This window comes from Legionella geestiana, assembly GCF_004571195.1.
Lineage (GTDB): Bacteria > Pseudomonadota > Gammaproteobacteria > Legionellales > Legionellaceae > Legionella_B > Legionella_B geestiana.
In genome coordinates, this window is record NZ_CP038271.1 from 2,285,744 (window position 1) to 2,300,889 (window position 15,146).

The window sequence follows — 15,146 nt, forward strand, 5'->3', positions numbered from 1 at the left end:
TACTCTCCCCGCGGCGCCGTGGAGGCGCTGATGTCCAACAAATCAAGGAGAGTCACATGAATACAAAGCGTTTTGCTTTGGCTGTTGCGTTTGTTTGCGTTTCTTCTGCTGCTCTGGCGGCTTCTGAAAAAATCGATTTAAACCGTGCCGACGCGGCTGCACTCAGTCATGCGGTAAAAGGCATTGGCGCGAAGCGTGCCGAGGCGATTATTCTCTATCGAGAAGCCCATCATGGTTTTAAAAATCTCGAGGAACTTGCCGAGGTCAAAGGCATTGGCAAGGCTTTTGTCAAATCTCACCACGCTGAACTGGAAGCGGCGCTTACCGTAGGAAAATCGGGCTAAATCTCCCCCGATATTCGGTATATTTCCCCCCTGTTTCGTTTGTGGAATGCGGGGGGATAAAAATTGTCAGATTCCAGGCTGAAGGCAGTCGATTTTTTTTTGGATTTCAGGTACAGTGCTTCACTAAAAAATAATTGTGGGTGGTATGGAACATGCTCAAGAAACTTAGAGGCTGTTATTCCAACGATCTGTCTATCGATCTTGGAACCGCCAATACGCTGATTTATGTCAGGGGCAAGGGGATTGTACTGAATGAACCTTCAGTAGTCGCACTTCGCAACGGCACGCCCAAGCAGGTAGCCGCCGTAGGAGTGGAAGCAAAGGGCATGCTGGGTCGTACCCCGGGCAATATCAGTGCCATTCGTCCGATGAAAGACGGGGTCATCGCCGACTTTTTCGTGACGGAAAAAATGCTCCAGCACTTTATTCATAAAGTGCACAACACCCGTTTTCTGCGACCCAGCCCGCGCGTTCTCGTCTGCGTTCCCTCGGGTTCTACTCAGGTCGAGCGCCGCGCCATTCGTGAGTCTGCGATGGGGGCGGGCGCACGTGAAGTGTTTCTGATTGAAGAACCCATGGCAGCGGCACTTGGTGCCGGCATGCCGGTTGAAGAAGCCAGTGGTTCCATGGTGGTGGATATCGGCGGCGGCACCACCGAGGTCGCGATTATATCCCTGAGCGGTATTGTCTATCATCAGTCGGTTCGCATTGGTGGCGATAAATTTGACGATGCCATTGTGTCCTACGTGCGCCGCAACTATGGCACGCTTATCGGTGAAACCACCGCTGAGCGCATCAAGCACGAAATTGGTTCCGCGTTCCCCAGCCGCGACCTCTTCGAGATTGAGGTGCGTGGCCGAAACCTCGCAGAAGGCGTTCCGAGGAGTTTCACACTGACCAGTGCAGAAATTCTCGAGGCGCTTCAGGAGCCGTTGTCCGGTATCGTTGGTGCGGTTCGTGCAGCGCTTGAGCTGGCACCGCCTGAGCTGGCGGCAGATATCGCTGAACGCGGTATGGTGCTGACCGGAGGCGGGGCGCTGCTTAAGAATATGGATACCCTCCTGATGGAAGAAACCGGGCTGCCGGTATTGGTAGCAGAGGATCCGCTCACGTGCGTAGCGCGTGGCGGCGGTAAGGCGCTCGAAACTATGGACTTACGCGGCGGTGATTTCCTCTCTACCGAATAATCATCATCACATGAATCGGCTGTTCGCCAAGGCCAGGCACCGCTCAATGCATTTTGTGCTTGCCATGATGGCGTCGCTGATTCTGATGTTTTTTGACTACCACTACCGCTGCCTGGAAACACTGCGCAGCGGTTTTGGCCTTCTGGTCGCGCCTTTGCAATATGCCGTGGATTATCCGGTCCGCGTGGTAGGGTGGGTGCAGTCTCAAATCAGCTCGCGCAAGGCGTTGATTGACGAAAACATGCAGCTGCACTATCGTCAGACCATCCTCGAGGCCGAGCTGCAGACGCTGCTCGCCATGAAGGATGAAAATTCACGCCTGCGGGAACTGCTCCTCACTGCTTCCAACGCACGCTCACGCTCGATGGCGGCACAGATTCTTGCAGTTGACACAAGCACCGCGCGCCAGCTCGTTGTGCTCAATAAGGGCAAGCGCGATGGCGTTTATGAAGGTCAGCCGGTGCTTGATGCACGCGGCGTCATGGGACAAATCATTGACGTGGGACTCATGACCAGCACAGTGCTGCTGGTTTCGGATGCCAAGTGTGCGGTGCCCGTACGAAATAACCGCACCGGCGAGCGGGCTATACTGGTCGGTACTAACCGCGTGGAACAGCTTTCACTTATTAACCTTCCTAAGACCTCAGACACCCGTAAGGGAGATTTACTGGTAACCTCAGGACTTGGGCAGCTCTACCCGGAGGGCTATCCCGTTGGCTTTGTGCAGTCGGTACGAAATGTACCGGGCGATGATTTTGTGAAAGTGAATGTGTCGCCCCTTGCGCGGTTGAACCGAAGCCGCATGGTACTGCTGGTATGGCCGACTGCCGAACAGGTAGCCATGACTGAACAGGTACGTGAACGCATTGACGCCATTGGGGAGAAACTGGGATGAACAGTCACACGCGCAGGCTGACTCTGGCGCTGGTGGCAGCCCTGCTGTTATCTATTTTACCTCTGCCGCAGGCCTGGACCGCACTGCGCCCGCCCTGGGTGCTCCTGTTAATGCTTTATGTGCGCTTTTACCTTCCGGGTTCTTTCAGGGTCGGTGTTGTGATGTTTGCCGGACTTTGCCTTGATGTACTGCTCGCAACGGTTATCGGAGAACATTCTTTTGCCCTGCTGCTCGCCACATGGCTTGCCGGCAGTAAAGCGCGCCGCTTTGGCTTTTTTTCGACAGGGCAGCAGGTCGGTTTTGTGGGGCTGCTATGTCTCGTGTACCAGGGCAGCAGTGCGCTTGTAAATGCGCTCTCTGGCTATCACTACAGCCTGCTTAATGTTGTTGGGAGTGCGCTTTTCGGGCTGATTTTCTGGCCGTGGGCCAAGGCGCTTGCCGATGCAACATTGATTAAAGCGCCCGTTCATCGCGGTGCGTATTAGCGACCGCTGACATTCATCTGAAAGCGGTATTCTCCGGGCTGTAATCCCTGAAGACCAATGCCCGCGGCCTCCACGCGCACAAGCCGCAACACCGGCAGGCCAACGGCCGCCAGCATACGGCGTACCTGATGATTTTTCCCCTCGTTGAGCGTGATGCAGACCCAGCTGTCGGGAACTGATTTGCGTACCCGAATGGGCGGAGTGCGTTCCCATAATGCCGGTGCCTCCATGCACTCGGCCTTTGCTGGCAGAAAGTGGGTATCACCGAGCCTCAGGCCCTTAAGCAGCGGCTCTAAGGCACTGTCATTGGCAATGCCTTCAACCTGTGCCCAGTAACGCTTTTCCTTGCCATGGCGCGGGTGGCACAGTCTGTCCTGTAATCTGCCGTCAGAGGTCAGCAGCAACAGGCCTTCACTCATTTTGTCAAGACGTCCTGCAGGGTAAAACCCGGGCCATGGAATGAAGTCTGCAAGGGTTTTATCCGTGGCCTCACCCGTGAACTGGCACAAAACCCCACAGGGTTTGTTAAAGACAATGAGTGTGGATGGCGGTGTTTTATTCATGGTGTGCCAGTCAGTATAAAAAGTGGTGATTATCGCATGTCCTGTGCTTTAGACAAAAGCATCGGCGTGGTATCATCGCTCGATTAACGCGATGGAGTGAATAATGGCTTTTCAGAAAATTCAGGTTCCGGCAAATGGTGCAAAGATTCTGGCTCGTGCGGATGGCACGCTGGAAGTTCCCAGTAATCCCATCATTCCTTTTATCGAAGGGGATGGCATTGGTGTGGACGTGACTCCACCCATGCGCCATGTGGTAGATACCGCCGTTGAAAAAGTCTACGGTGGCCGCCGCCGTATCGCATGGATGGAAGTCTATGCCGGTGAAAAGGCAACGCACGTGTATGGCAGTGATGCATGGCTGCCTGACGAGACCCTGCAGGCCCTGCGTGAATTTATCGTATCCATCAAAGGACCGCTGACTACGCCGGTGGGTGGAGGTATCCGCTCGCTGAATGTGGCAATTCGCCAGCAGCTGGACCTCTACACCTGCCTGCGTCCAGTACGTTATTTCAAAGGGGTTCCAAGCCCGGTGCGCGAGCCATGGAAAACCGACATGGTGATTTTCCGCGAAAATTCTGAAGACATCTATGCGGGTATCGAATGGCAGGCTGATACACCTGAAGCAACAAAAGTTATCCGTTTCCTCCGCGAAGAAATGGGCGTGAAAAAAATCCGTTTCCCTGACCATTGCGGTATTGGCATCAAGCCAGTGTCCAAAGAGGGCACCACGCGTCTTGTTAAGGCCGCTATTCGCTATGCGATTGATAACCACCGTGATTCCGTGACCCTCGTGCACAAGGGTAACATTATGAAATTCACTGAGGGTGCGTTCAAGGACTGGGGCTATGAGGTCGCGCGTGAGCATTTTGGTGCATCGCTGTATCAGGGTGGGCCATGGATGGAAATCAAACATCCTCAAACTGGAAAATCGATTATTATCAAGGATGTGATTGCCGATGCCTTCCTGCAGCAAATCCTTTTACGCCCGGAAGAATACAGCGTTATCGCAACCCTGAACCTTAATGGCGATTATATCTCCGATGCTCTGGCCGCTCAGGTCGGCGGGATTGGAATTGCGCCGGGGGCAAATATTGGCGATGCCGTTGCCGTTTTCGAGGCAACCCACGGAACCGCGCCGAAATACGCCGGCCAGGATAAAGTGAATCCGGGCTCGCTGATTCTGTCTGCTGAAATGATGCTGCGCCATCTTGGCTGGGTTGAAGCGGCAGATGCCATTATTAAGGGTGTTGAAGGTGCTATTGAAGCCAAAACAGTCACGTATGACTTTGAGCGCCTGATGCAGGGAGCCACCTGTGTCAGCAGTTCAGGTTTTGGTGATGCCATCATACGGCATATGTAAGTTGCCGGTTTGCCGTGTGCCTGCAAATACGCACTAAATCCTCAGGCAGGCACCGGCTTTAACGTTTTTTGCCGCTTTTTGCCGCTCCGTGCGGCAGCAATTTCTTTTACATTTAAAATTGCTTTTCAACTGGCCAAATTGCTCTGGGAAGTCTATAAAAAGAGTAAGGCCTATTCACTTTAGTGAGGGCTGAAGGGGTATATCGCATGAACAGGTGGCATTCAGGAGAAATGGCCGCGGAAGTAGAACTGGAGCGCGATACAGCGCTTGAACTGCGCAGGCCAAGAAAGTATCAGGTAGTCCTGCACAATGATGATTATACGCCCATGGAATTTGTGGTACGGCTGTTGCAGGATATCTTCCATCACCCGGCCGATATTGCTACCGGGATTATGTTTGAAGTACATACCCGGGGACGGGGGATTTGCGGGGTGTATACCCGGGATATTGCAGAAACAAGGGTGGTTCAGGTTAATACCTGTGCAAGGGCAAATGAACACCCGTTGCTGTGCAGCATGGAGCCCGAATAACGGTGGTCGCTGGATAGGAGCAACGAAAATGTTAAACAAAGAGCTTGAGTTCACCCTGAATCTGGCTTTCAGGGAAGCCAAGGAGAAACGTCATGAGTTCATGACCGTTGAACATTTGTTGCTGTCTCTTCTTGACAACCCTTCTGCAGGCAACGTGTTGCAGGCCTGTGATGCCAATATCGACGCTTTGCGCCGCGATCTTGTTGAATTTATCGATGAGACTACGCCACGCATCCCTGATGGTGAGCTGGACCGTGAAACACAGCCCACACTCGGTTTTCAGCGCGTATTGCAACGTGCCGTTTTCCATGTTCAGTCTGCCGGCAAGACGGAAGTGACTGGCGCTAACGTACTGGCCGCAATCTTTAGTGAGCAGGAAAGTCAGGCCGTTTATTTTCTGCGCCGTGAAAACATTACGCGCCTTGATGTCATCAATTATATTTCGCATGGTGTGTCCCGCTATCAAAACAACGAGATGCGTGACAACATGAACTCTAACTCCATGGATGAAGAGTCTATGAGCAGTGACGGCAGTGAATCGCCACTGGAAAGTTACTGCATGAACCTTAACAAGCGCGCGCGTCTTGGCAAGATTGACCCGCTCATTGGACGGCAGGAAGAAACGCTGCGCACCATTCAGGTACTTTGTCGCCGACGCAAGAATAACCCGCTGCTTGTGGGTGAGGCGGGCGTTGGTAAAACCGCAATTGCCGAAGGGCTTGCACGCCAGATTGTAGATGGCAATGTGCCGCAGGCCATAAAGAACTGTGTAGTGTATTCCCTTGACCTTGGTGCGCTGCTCGCAGGCACCAAGTACCGTGGAGATTTTGAAAAACGCCTGAAGGCTGTTCTGCGCCAGCTTGGCCAGCAGGAAGGGGCGGTACTTTTCATTGACGAGATTCATACCATCATCGGCGCGGGTGCGGCATCCGGTGGAGTGATGGATGCTTCTAACCTGATTAAGCCGCTTCTTGCAAATGGGGAGCTGAAGTGCATCGGCTCAACGACTTATCAGGAGTATCGTGGAATTTTTGAAAAAGACCGCGCACTGGCACGTCGTTTTCAGAAGATTGATGTTTCAGAGCCGACTGTTGAGGAAACCTTTGAAATTTTAAAAGGTCTGCGTGGCCGACTGGAAGAGCACCACGGGGTCAAATTTTCTACCCATGCGCTGAAGGCTGCGGCTGAACTGTCTGCCAAATATATAAACGACCGCTTTTTGCCGGACAAAGCCATCGATGTGGTGGATGAGGCCGGTGCTTATCAGAATCTTTTGACAGCCGCCAAGCGTCGCAAAATGATTGGGGTCAATGAAATTGAACAGGTAGTGGCAAAAATTGCCCGCATACCGCTCAAAAAAGTATCCGCAAGCGATCGCGATACCCTGAAAAATCTTGAACGTGACTTAAAACTTCTGGTGTACGGACAGGATACTGCAATTTCAGCATTGTCCTCCGCAATCAAGCTCGCGCGTTCAGGGCTTCGTGAATCGCAGCGTCCGGTTGGCTGCTTCCTGTTTGCAGGTCCCACAGGGGTCGGTAAAACGGAAGTTACCCGTCAGCTCGCACATGTGCTGGGTATTGAACTTCTGCGTTTTGACATGTCGGAATACATGGAAAAACATACGGTATCACGCCTTATCGGAGCGCCTCCGGGATATGTGGGATATGACCAGGGCGGTCTCTTGACCGAAGCAGTTACCAAAAACCCACACGCCGTGCTCTTACTCGACGAAATTGAAAAGGCACACCCCGATGTCTTTAACCTGCTCCTTCAGATTATGGACCACGGTACCCTGACAGATACCAACGGTCGTCAGGCAGATTTTCGTCACATTATTCTCGTCATGACGAGCAACGCCGGTGCCGCTGAAATCAGTCGCAATTCCATTGGCTTCTCCACACAGGATAACAGCAACGATGGACTCGAAGTGATTAAGCGCCATTTCACGCCGGAGTTTCGTAACCGACTTGATGCCATCATTAACTTCGCACCGCTCGATACGCAGACAATTGGTCTCGTGGTTGACAAGTTCCTTGTTGAGCTTGAAGAACAACTCAGCGCGCGAGGCGTTGTTCTCCGGGTTGAGCGGGCGGCACGCGAATGGCTTGCCGAGCATGGCTATGACAAAGCCATGGGTGCGCGACCAATGGCGAGATTGATTCAGGAAAACGTTAAAAAACCGCTGGCGGATGAGCTGCTTTTTGGCAAGCTCGCTAACGGTGGCCACGTGACCCTGAATGTCAAAGACGGCAAACTGCACTTTGACAGCCATGATTACCGCGAAGGGGTCTGCTGATTGCAGGTGGCTGGCGCATTTCTTGTGCCAGCCACGTGAATCCCGCCATGTTGTTCAATGTTGAAAAGTCAAATCATCCAGCTGAGACAGTAAAATCACGCTCACCGTTCAAAATTCTGAAAAAATCTGATACATTTGCTCAAAAATAAGCTTATCTGTTTTCTTGAGATCTTTGCGATTTCATTCTTTAAGGAGTAACCCTGTGAAAAAAGAGACGTTAATTGCGTTGTACCCTTGGACCAATATTCCGCAGGTTCTGGCTTTTTGTGAAGAATTTAACGATGCGCAATGGCAAGTGCTTGACCGGCAGGGCGCAGGAGATTTTATAAAGGCGCATGCAGATACATCCATGGTAATCCCCGGATTATTCGGAGGCATTTTAGGTGCCCGTCAAATGATTATGAAGACATACGGTGAAGTGCCATTAGAAATATTTGAACAGGTTGTTCATAATGTAATGGTTGAGGCCAACAAACCACAGGATGCTACCAGTCCCATGGTGGCACTTGAAGTTTTACAATGGTTTGGCAAGGACATGAACCCATTTATCAATCGGTATGTAAAATCTGAAGATATGATGGAAAATATTATTCAAACGCTGGTGTCAAAGGATGTACGAGATGCACTGGCGGGCGATGCGGAAGCTATTTCGCGACTTCCATTTATTCCAACGGCATTTGAACCCTGGAAGGGACAGGATCTGCGAGTGCTTGTGAAAAACAGAACCATAACGCTCCAGACTTTATGCGCTATTGCTGAAGACCTTTATAAAAACAAAGCACCTTCTGTGAGGGTTCTTCCCGCGTGGATTGGGCAAAATCGCACCATGGAAGCGCTGGCATGCAAGTTTACCGATGCGCAGCTCGCAGTGCTGTCTGATATTCTGGAACCTGTTTGTAAGCGGAATGAAGTTCTTTTAAATACCCTGCTAAATCGGATAGTATCCGAAGCTTCTGGCGAATTACCGACACTCTCTTCTGAGCGCTTTGAGGCGATTGTTCAACAACAGCAACAGCTGCATCTGGCAGCAGTGCCGCCGGTTATCGATGTGGCCAGTTCTTCTGCATTTCAACATTCCTTTGCCGGAAGCGCCTCCTCAGCTCCACAATCCGGCCGTGCAGGCCTTGATTTGTTCACGCCAAGGGTAGCTTCATCTTCTTCTTCAAGCTCGAACGCGGTACCTGATAACCCTGAAAATGAATGTAAAATCTTCTAGGACCATTCAACTCTCCGAGGTGCCAGAGTGCTCTGGCACCTCAAAGGGTTTTTTATTGCACAGCTGCTGCCTCCACCCGATTCACCACGACTTCCTGCATCATGCCTGAGCCCTTTTCAAACGGGCGGTTGTATTCAAACATAAAGTGTAATTGCGCGGGCCAGGATTTTCCTGGCTGAAGCGCGAAGCGATAATGCATGGCGCCAGGAGCACCCATCAGGCCATTGTTCTGTGCTTCAAAATGGTGGTCAGCAAGGGTTAGTATCTGTGTATTCCAGCTGCGCAGAAACCACCGATAACCCGTGGTTGGATTGGCCGGCAGGCTGATGGTGAGGGCTTTGGCGTGAGAGAATACGCTCATGGTGATTGGCTCGGCGTGGGCGTTAGCGAGCAGCATCGTTAAACTGAAGATTCTCAGCAGGATTTTCATGGCGCTCCTTGTCCAGTATGTAATATTTTTTTCCCGGGGGGTCGTTAAAGCGAAGACGCCCCCAATTTTTTACCCTTCAAAATCCAGGATTTGACACTGCCGAGGCCTTTTAATTCAACCGGGTCTCGAGGCTCAAGAATAAAATCATCTTCAAGCAGCATCGCCATCTTTTCTGAAACTAGAATCTCGTCAGGCTCAGAGACCGTTTCCAATCGACTTGCGAGATTAACGACATTACCCCAAACATCATAAACAAATTTTTTACGCCCGATAATGCCGGCTATGACGAAACCGCTGCTCATTCCAATGCGCAACTGCAAATTTTGCTTATACAACGTGTTGAATTCCTTTAGTTTATTGACCATGGCAAGTGCATAATTTGCAAGCCGTATGGCATGATCCGTTGATTCATTGGGAACCCCTGAAACCGCCATGTAATTATCACCAATCGTTTTAATTTTCTCGATGTTATATTCTACCAACAGCGCATCAAACTCATCAAAAAGGTGATTCAAAAGGCTGACTATGTCTTTTGCTCCCAATTGCTTTGTGAGGCTTGTAAAGTTCACGATATCTGCAAAAAGAATGCTTGCCTGGGGGTATTCATCAACAATATCAGCCTCTCCTTTTTTTAAGCGCGATACAATTGATGAGGGGAGTACGTTTAACAGCAGAATATCGTTTTCATTATTGGCATTTGATAAGGATTTAATTGCCTTATATATCGATATAATCATAAAAAATGTGGACAGAATGGCAAATATAATTGCCACATTGATGATTTTCTGTATTTTTGAGTCAAGCGTTTTACTCATGGCTTTCGTGCGCTCAGTGACGGAATAATAAAAGGCTTGAATGGGCGACATAATTTGGGCTTTCTGCTGCATATACTTGTCACTAAAAACGAGGTCTTCAGCCAGTTTTATATCGGGCTTTCCAGGAATGGAAAAGCTGCCAGAGCCATCATCAAATTTACCTTCTCGCGCATTCATGGCCAAAATTTCCATTTTGGTTAATGCCTGACTGTGATGATTCGCTTCCGACAGGAGGGCAAACTCATCCATCGTGAAATCCATCTTCAGCATCTTTGACTTCTCAGATTCTGGAGGTCCATAAGCAGTTGGCCGTTTACCATCGGTAACAAGATCCCAGTAAATTTGATTGTAGTAGAGCGGGCGCGGGGAAGTTCCATCGCGGATGCTTAAAATCTCGTTATAATAATCCCGGTATTTTTTTTTGCCAGTGACAACGTAAAGCCGTACCATTTTAGTTAAATCATCGGAACTCTGACGCAGCTCCGTTGCAATTACATAAGATTCATAACGAATATTGGCATAACGAATGCCCTCTTCAGCGACGTATCGCAAAGTAAAGAGACAACCGAGCAGGCTGACGAAAAATATCGACAGAAAAAGGATAAAAAACTTTAAATTGTTATCCCGCTTGATGGAGAGTTCCATATCTTCCTTAAACCCGTCAGTTACCAAAGGCAGTACGGTTTATATCACGTGAACATTGTCAAAGAGCCTTAGCCACTTTTACCGTAAAAAACCGTGTTCAAAGCCTTTGATGAATCCCTGTGTCGATGAAAAATCACGCATAAGCCCCGACACGCCATTAAGCAGAATATTTACAACGTTAAGACCGAGAACTCTGCTCATATCAGGTACTTATTGTTTTTCCAGTATAAATATAGCATATGCTCGACTACTTGGCCTTTTCACGCGCCTTATCAATTTTCTGGATTTTTTTATCATACGCCGATAGTATCCGCGTCCAGGTGCGCTCAGAGTATTAACATTAGAGAATGTCCTTATCTTTAAGGATGTAGAGGAGTCTTGTCGTGAAAAGTGAAGCGTTGATTGCATTGTATCCGTGGGCAAATATTGAACAAGTTACTCTTTTTTCTGAAGACTTGAGCGATGAAGAATGGATGGTTCTTGACAAGGAAGGAGTCGGGGATTTTGTATCGAAACACAAGGACAACCCGAAAGTAAATGTTTTCATGTTTTTTACAGGCATTCTTGCCTGCAGCCAACTCCTTAAGATGCATTATGATGGTGGCGTGCCGCTTGATTTGTTCGCTAATGATGCTCGCGACCTGATGACTGGATTTTATGAACCGCAGGATTGTACAAGTCCTTCGATGACTTTTTCTACTCAAGAACCAACCCGGGCGGGTTTGGATATGTTTACTCCTCGGGCATCCTCTTCCCGCTCAGAGCCGGCACCGCTTGCAGTGGCGCAAAATCCTGAGAGTGAATGCAGGGTGTACATACCGTAGCTTTTTCATGAGGTTCCGTATCTTTGTGCAGACTTTAGACACCTAATGGGCGCATCGCAAAAACACCTTGCTCTTACCCTAAGGCCAGGCGATGATTGCCTTATTTTTCTGCGACACAGGACAGGTCATGCAACACGAAACCATGGAATACGATGTCATTATTGTAGGCGCAGGCCCTGCGGGTCTGGCGGCGGCCATTCGTCTTAAGGATAAAGCTACAGAAAAGGGCGAAGACATTCGTGTATGTATACTCGAAAAGGGCGCTCAGGTGGGAGCGCATATTTTATCGGGTGCGGTACTTGAGCCGCGAAGCCTTAAAGCATTGTTGCCGGATACCTGGCAGAATGCGCCGCTTGATACACCTGTAGAGGAAGACCATTTTTATATCTTGAGCGAAAAGCGCGCATACCGCCTGCCAACGCCTAAAGACATGCGCAACGAGGGTAACAGCATTATCAGTCTTGGCGCGCTTTGCCAGTTTCTGGCGGGTGAGGCAGAGGCGCGTGGATGCGAAATTTACCCGGGCTTTGCGGCCACGGAGCTTCTTTTTGACGAGGAGGGTGCGGTACGCGGGGTGGCTACGGGCGATATGGGCATTGATAAAAATGGTCAGCGTACGTCTCAATACCAGCCGGGCATGCACCTTTTAGCGCGCCAGACGCTTTTTGCCGAGGGGTGTCGGGGGCAGCTAAGTCAGAAATTAATTGCGCATTTTGCCCTTGCTGCCGGTAAATCACCGCAAACCTACGGTCTTGGGATTAAGGAAGTCTGGCGCGTGGCGGCAGAAAAACATCAGCCAGGGCTCGTGGTGCACACCGTCGGCTGGCCACTTGACAATAAAACCTATGGCGGGTCATTCATTTACCATTTATCCGGTAACCGAGTAGCCATTGGGTTTGTGACAGGGCTTGATTATGAAAATCCGTGGCTCAGCCCCTTTGGGGAGATGCAGCGCTTTAAAACGCATCCGTTCGTGCGCGATTTGCTTCGGGGAGGGGAGCGTTTGAGCTATGGCGCGAGGGCGCTCAATGAAGGCGGCTGGCAATCGCTGCCAAAACTGACCTTTGCCGGTGGCATGTTGATAGGTGATGCCGCGGGCTTTCTGAATGTCGCCAAAATCAAAGGCATTCATGCAGCCATAGAGTCTGGCATGCTTGCTGCTGACGCCTGCCTTCACGCACTCTCGCACAACGAAAAAGAAGCAGCGAGCTACTCGGAGGCCTTTAAGGAGTCATGGCTTGCCAAAGAGCTCTATGCGGTTCGCAACATTCGCCCGGGCTTCAGGCATGGGTTGTATGCGGGGCTTGCCAACGCGGCCTTTGAAACCTGGATTACCCGCGGCAGAAGTCCATGGACGCTTAAAAACCATGCCGATTTTGCAACTCTGAAGCCTGCTTCTGCCTGCAAAAAAATTGATTATCCCAAACCCGATGGTGTTTTGACCTTTGACCGCCTGTCTTCAGTTTACCTTACCGACACCTTTCACGAGGAAAACCAGCCGGCGCATTTACACCTTCGCGACCAGGCGCTCGCCATCCGTGTGAATTACGCCGAATACGCCTCCCCCGAAACCCGCTATTGTCCGGCAGCGGTGTATGAAATCGTTGAAAAAGAGAATAAACCGCATCTTGTTATCAATGCGCAAAATTGCATTCACTGTAAAACCTGCGACATTAAGGACCCGCGCCAGAACATTGTCTGGGTAGCGCCTGAGGGCGGCGGGGGGCCTAATTACGTAGAAATGTAACTTGTTATTTTGAGGGGTACACGCTAGACTTGCCCCTTGGGTGTCCCGGTGGCACAGGGGATAGCGCGGCCCCCTCCTAAGGGGCAGGTCAGAGGTTCGAATCCTCTCCGGGACGCCAATCAACTTTTTGGGCCATGTTAGTCAGATTGAGATATCAGGAAACTGTCATCTTATTCTTGGTTGATGACTGTTTTTTTGTTTTTAGGTTTTTTGATGAAAAGGATTTTATTTGTTTTGGGATGGTTGCTTTTCAGCGGATGTCATGCTGAATGCGTTGTTTATCAGCATGAACATCCGCTTACAATGAAAAACCAGGATGCCGTTTTCGAATTGCTTTCTTTAAACCATGAATGTCCTTCTAACATCCAGTCCTTCGGTAAGCTTATATCTTCACAATCGCTGAAATTGCAAACTGCCATGGTTGCTAATCGTGGAAAAAATAACCCTGGCATGGGAAGTTTTAGTTTCTTCTCTTCCATCCATGGTCAATTGACGAATGGATTTAGCATAAAAAAAGGGGAGTTCTTTTTAGGCTTTTTTACAAAACTGAAAGGAAACAGTATTCAACTCAGTCAAGAACCCTTTAAGAATAATTTGCTTATAGAGTTGATTGCCTGGGATAAAGAAAAGCGATGGTACAACTTCTATGAATTGCGTGGTGTTGATGGGAAAAGAGCTCGCTGGTTTTACCGGGGTAATTCTCAAGATGCTTATTTAGATAATCAGTTACTCTATCGACAAGAAAACCCCGATAAGCCCACATTCGGTAATCGTATGCGTTGTTCAGCATGCCACAACGCAGGCGGCCCCATTATGAAGGAGATTAAAGCTCCCCATAATGACTGGTGGCAAAGCAAAAAACGCCTGGTGTTTTCGCCGAATTATCCTGACCATGAAGTTCAAGAATTAATTGGCACTTTGGTTGAATCAGATACTTTTTCCCAACTGGTGATGAGGGGTGCGGGTCGTATCGACAACAGTCTCTCTATGAATCGATTTAAAGCAACTCTCAGCCTTCAAGAGCAATTACGTCCGCTGTTCTGTACGCAAGAAATAAATTTAGAGTCTGATACGCAGTCGGCAGACTCTACCGAGGTCCATATTCCCTCTGGTTTTTGGATTAATCCTTTATTAGGCCATGTTGAACTGAGTATACCGAGAGAGCAGTACCGCTTTCTTCTATTCGCCAATCGGATGCGGTTTCCTGAAACAAAACTGTACGATGCCGATAATGCCTGGCTGACACCGGTGAAAGGGCGGAATGATATTATTGCGATTAAAAAACTTATTGCTGACCATGTAATTAGTGCACGTTTCTCACAAGCGGTGTTGTTGATAGATTTTAAACATCCTGTTTTCTCGAGTAAACGATGCGGTTTGATGAAGCTTTTGCCAAACATCCAATCTCCAGACTGGCAAAAACAGTTTTTAAAACAATTGAAAACAAGCCAGCAGCCAGAGGCTCATAAACTTCTAAAGTATTTGTCTGCACCGCCATCTGTGTTGAATAAGATAATTGATAATTACCAACAACTACTGCAACATCAAGCAAAAGAACCCGCCTTTCAACAAAGAGCCTTTAAACACCTTATCGAATTAAGAGCATCTGTTTATAAAGAAGAGCTATCTAAAAACCCTTTAGGGCAAATCCTGGAGCCGGGATTTAGAGTCATTTTCCCTGTTCCAGGTGTTAGCCAGGATGGCGCTGCTTGAAATTGTCGTTTTAACCTGGGTCTGTTGGCATTTGGTGGCGTGCTTTGCAGCCGTGTCACCAAATGCCAGAGGTAGACTACATTCTCTTCCACC

The 15,146-nt window shown here is 49.5% G+C and carries 15 protein-coding genes and 1 tRNA gene; 12 read left to right on the forward strand and 4 right to left on the reverse strand.

The window, feature by feature from the left end; translation table 11 throughout:
- Positions 1-56: 56 nt before the first annotated feature.
- The 4 genes from E4T54_RS10275 to mreD all read left to right on the forward strand — a co-directional run bounded on the left by E4T54_RS10275 (position 57) and on the right by mreD (position 2,911).
- Entirely contained in the window at positions 57-344 is a 288-nt protein-coding gene (locus tag E4T54_RS10275; RefSeq protein ID WP_028385739.1) for a ComEA family DNA-binding protein, read from the forward strand.
- A gap of 152 nt (positions 345-496) precedes the next feature.
- A complete protein-coding gene (locus tag E4T54_RS10280; RefSeq protein WP_028385740.1) occupies positions 497-1,531 on the forward strand; it encodes a rod shape-determining protein in 1,035 nt (344 codons plus the stop codon).
- A 10-nt stretch (positions 1,532-1,541) separates the two neighbouring features.
- The gene (gene mreC / locus E4T54_RS10285; protein ID WP_238582823.1) at positions 1,542-2,426 is read left to right on the forward strand and encodes a rod shape-determining protein MreC; all 885 of its coding nucleotides are present in this window, start codon (positions 1,542-1,544) and stop codon (positions 2,424-2,426) included.
- Positions 2,423-2,911, forward strand: coding sequence for a rod shape-determining protein MreD (mreD, locus tag E4T54_RS10290; protein ID WP_028385742.1), 489 nt, complete (start codon positions 2,423-2,425; stop codon positions 2,909-2,911). Before mreC ends, mreD begins: the two co-directional genes overlap by 4 nt.
- Here mreD and E4T54_RS10295 read toward each other — a convergent pair.
- Entirely contained in the window at positions 2,908-3,474 is a 567-nt protein-coding gene (locus E4T54_RS10295) for a pseudouridine synthase (protein ID WP_028385743.1), read from the reverse strand. The two genes, mreD and E4T54_RS10295, sit on opposite strands and share 4 nt — an antisense overlap.
- A gap of 103 nt (positions 3,475-3,577) precedes the next feature.
- Between E4T54_RS10295 and icd the strand changes: the two genes are divergently transcribed.
- From icd to E4T54_RS10315, 4 genes are all read left to right on the forward strand, one after another.
- Positions 3,578-4,834 carry an NADP-dependent isocitrate dehydrogenase gene (gene icd / locus E4T54_RS10300; RefSeq protein ID WP_028385744.1) on the forward strand — a complete coding sequence of 419 codons (1,257 nt, stop codon included), beginning with the start codon at positions 3,578-3,580 and terminating at the stop codon, positions 4,832-4,834.
- Positions 4,835-5,040: 206 nt separating this feature from the next.
- Positions 5,041-5,364, forward strand: a complete 324-nt coding sequence (clpS, locus tag E4T54_RS10305; RefSeq protein WP_028385745.1) for an ATP-dependent Clp protease adapter ClpS — start codon at positions 5,041-5,043, stop codon at positions 5,362-5,364.
- Positions 5,365-5,392: 28 nt separating this feature from the next.
- Positions 5,393-7,663, forward strand: coding sequence for an ATP-dependent Clp protease ATP-binding subunit ClpA (gene clpA, locus E4T54_RS10310; protein ID WP_028385746.1), 2,271 nt, complete (start codon positions 5,393-5,395; stop codon positions 7,661-7,663).
- 202 nt (positions 7,664-7,865) lie between these two features.
- On the forward strand, positions 7,866-8,879 hold the full coding sequence (locus tag E4T54_RS10315; protein WP_028385747.1) for a hypothetical protein: 1,014 nt from the start codon (positions 7,866-7,868) through the stop codon (positions 8,877-8,879).
- Positions 8,880-8,931: 52 nt separating this feature from the next.
- Here the strand turns inward: E4T54_RS10315 and E4T54_RS10320 are convergent, their stop codons facing one another.
- The 3 genes from E4T54_RS10320 to E4T54_RS12145 all read right to left on the reverse strand — a co-directional run bounded on the left by E4T54_RS10320 (position 8,932) and on the right by E4T54_RS12145 (position 10,970).
- Positions 8,932-9,309, reverse strand: a complete 378-nt coding sequence (locus E4T54_RS10320; protein ID WP_051550799.1) for a protease inhibitor I42 family protein — start codon at positions 9,307-9,309, stop codon at positions 8,932-8,934.
- Positions 9,310-9,353: 44 nt separating this feature from the next.
- Positions 9,354-10,769: an adenylate/guanylate cyclase domain-containing protein gene (locus E4T54_RS10325; RefSeq protein WP_028385749.1), complete on the reverse strand. Its 1,416-nt coding sequence runs from the start codon at positions 10,767-10,769 to the stop codon at positions 9,354-9,356.
- Between the two features lie 78 nt (positions 10,770-10,847).
- Positions 10,848-10,970 (reverse strand): hypothetical protein, encoded by a 123-nt coding sequence (locus tag E4T54_RS12145; RefSeq protein ID WP_274518495.1) that lies wholly within the window; start codon positions 10,968-10,970, stop codon positions 10,848-10,850.
- A gap of 182 nt (positions 10,971-11,152) precedes the next feature.
- Here E4T54_RS12145 and E4T54_RS10330 point away from each other — a divergent pair, with 182 nt between their 5' ends.
- The 4 genes from E4T54_RS10330 to E4T54_RS10345 all read left to right on the forward strand — a co-directional run bounded on the left by E4T54_RS10330 (position 11,153) and on the right by E4T54_RS10345 (position 15,053).
- Positions 11,153-11,593: a hypothetical protein gene (locus E4T54_RS10330; protein ID WP_028385750.1), complete on the forward strand. Its 441-nt coding sequence runs from the start codon at positions 11,153-11,155 to the stop codon at positions 11,591-11,593.
- A gap of 127 nt (positions 11,594-11,720) precedes the next feature.
- Entirely contained in the window at positions 11,721-13,340 is a 1,620-nt protein-coding gene (locus tag E4T54_RS10335) for an electron transfer flavoprotein-ubiquinone oxidoreductase (RefSeq protein ID WP_028385751.1), read from the forward strand.
- A gap of 42 nt (positions 13,341-13,382) precedes the next feature.
- Positions 13,383-13,458, forward strand: a tRNA-Arg gene (locus E4T54_RS10340).
- A 65-nt stretch (positions 13,459-13,523) separates the two neighbouring features.
- Positions 13,524-15,053, forward strand: a complete 1,530-nt coding sequence (locus E4T54_RS10345) for a hypothetical protein (protein ID WP_244924869.1) — start codon at positions 13,524-13,526, stop codon at positions 15,051-15,053.
- Positions 15,054-15,146: the final 93 nt, after the last annotated feature.

Coding starts and splice junctions, on each gene's coding strand:
- E4T54_RS12145 (WP_274518495.1), bottom strand. CDS start 10,970: ATGAGCAGAGTTCTCGGTCTTAACGTTGTAAATATTCTGCTTAATGGC.
- icd (WP_028385744.1), top strand. CDS start 3,578: ATGGCTTTTCAGAAAATTCAGGTTCCGGCAAATGGTGCAAAGATTCTG.
- E4T54_RS10345 (WP_244924869.1), top strand. CDS start 13,524: ATGACTGTTTTTTTGTTTTTAGGTTTTTTGATGAAAAGGATTTTATTT.
- E4T54_RS10275 (WP_028385739.1), top strand. CDS start 57: ATGAATACAAAGCGTTTTGCTTTGGCTGTTGCGTTTGTTTGCGTTTCT.
- E4T54_RS10295 (WP_028385743.1), bottom strand. CDS start 3,474: ATGAATAAAACACCGCCATCCACACTCATTGTCTTTAACAAACCCTGT.
- clpA (WP_028385746.1), top strand. CDS start 5,393: ATGTTAAACAAAGAGCTTGAGTTCACCCTGAATCTGGCTTTCAGGGAA.
- E4T54_RS10325 (WP_028385749.1), bottom strand. CDS start 10,769: ATGGAACTCTCCATCAAGCGGGATAACAATTTAAAGTTTTTTATCCTT.
- clpS (WP_028385745.1), top strand. CDS start 5,041: ATGAACAGGTGGCATTCAGGAGAAATGGCCGCGGAAGTAGAACTGGAG.
- E4T54_RS10335 (WP_028385751.1), top strand. CDS start 11,721: ATGCAACACGAAACCATGGAATACGATGTCATTATTGTAGGCGCAGGC.
- E4T54_RS10280 (WP_028385740.1), top strand. CDS start 497: ATGCTCAAGAAACTTAGAGGCTGTTATTCCAACGATCTGTCTATCGAT.
- mreD (WP_028385742.1), top strand. CDS start 2,423: ATGAACAGTCACACGCGCAGGCTGACTCTGGCGCTGGTGGCAGCCCTG.
- mreC (WP_238582823.1), top strand. CDS start 1,542: ATGAATCGGCTGTTCGCCAAGGCCAGGCACCGCTCAATGCATTTTGTG.
- E4T54_RS10320 (WP_051550799.1), bottom strand. CDS start 9,309: ATGAAAATCCTGCTGAGAATCTTCAGTTTAACGATGCTGCTCGCTAAC.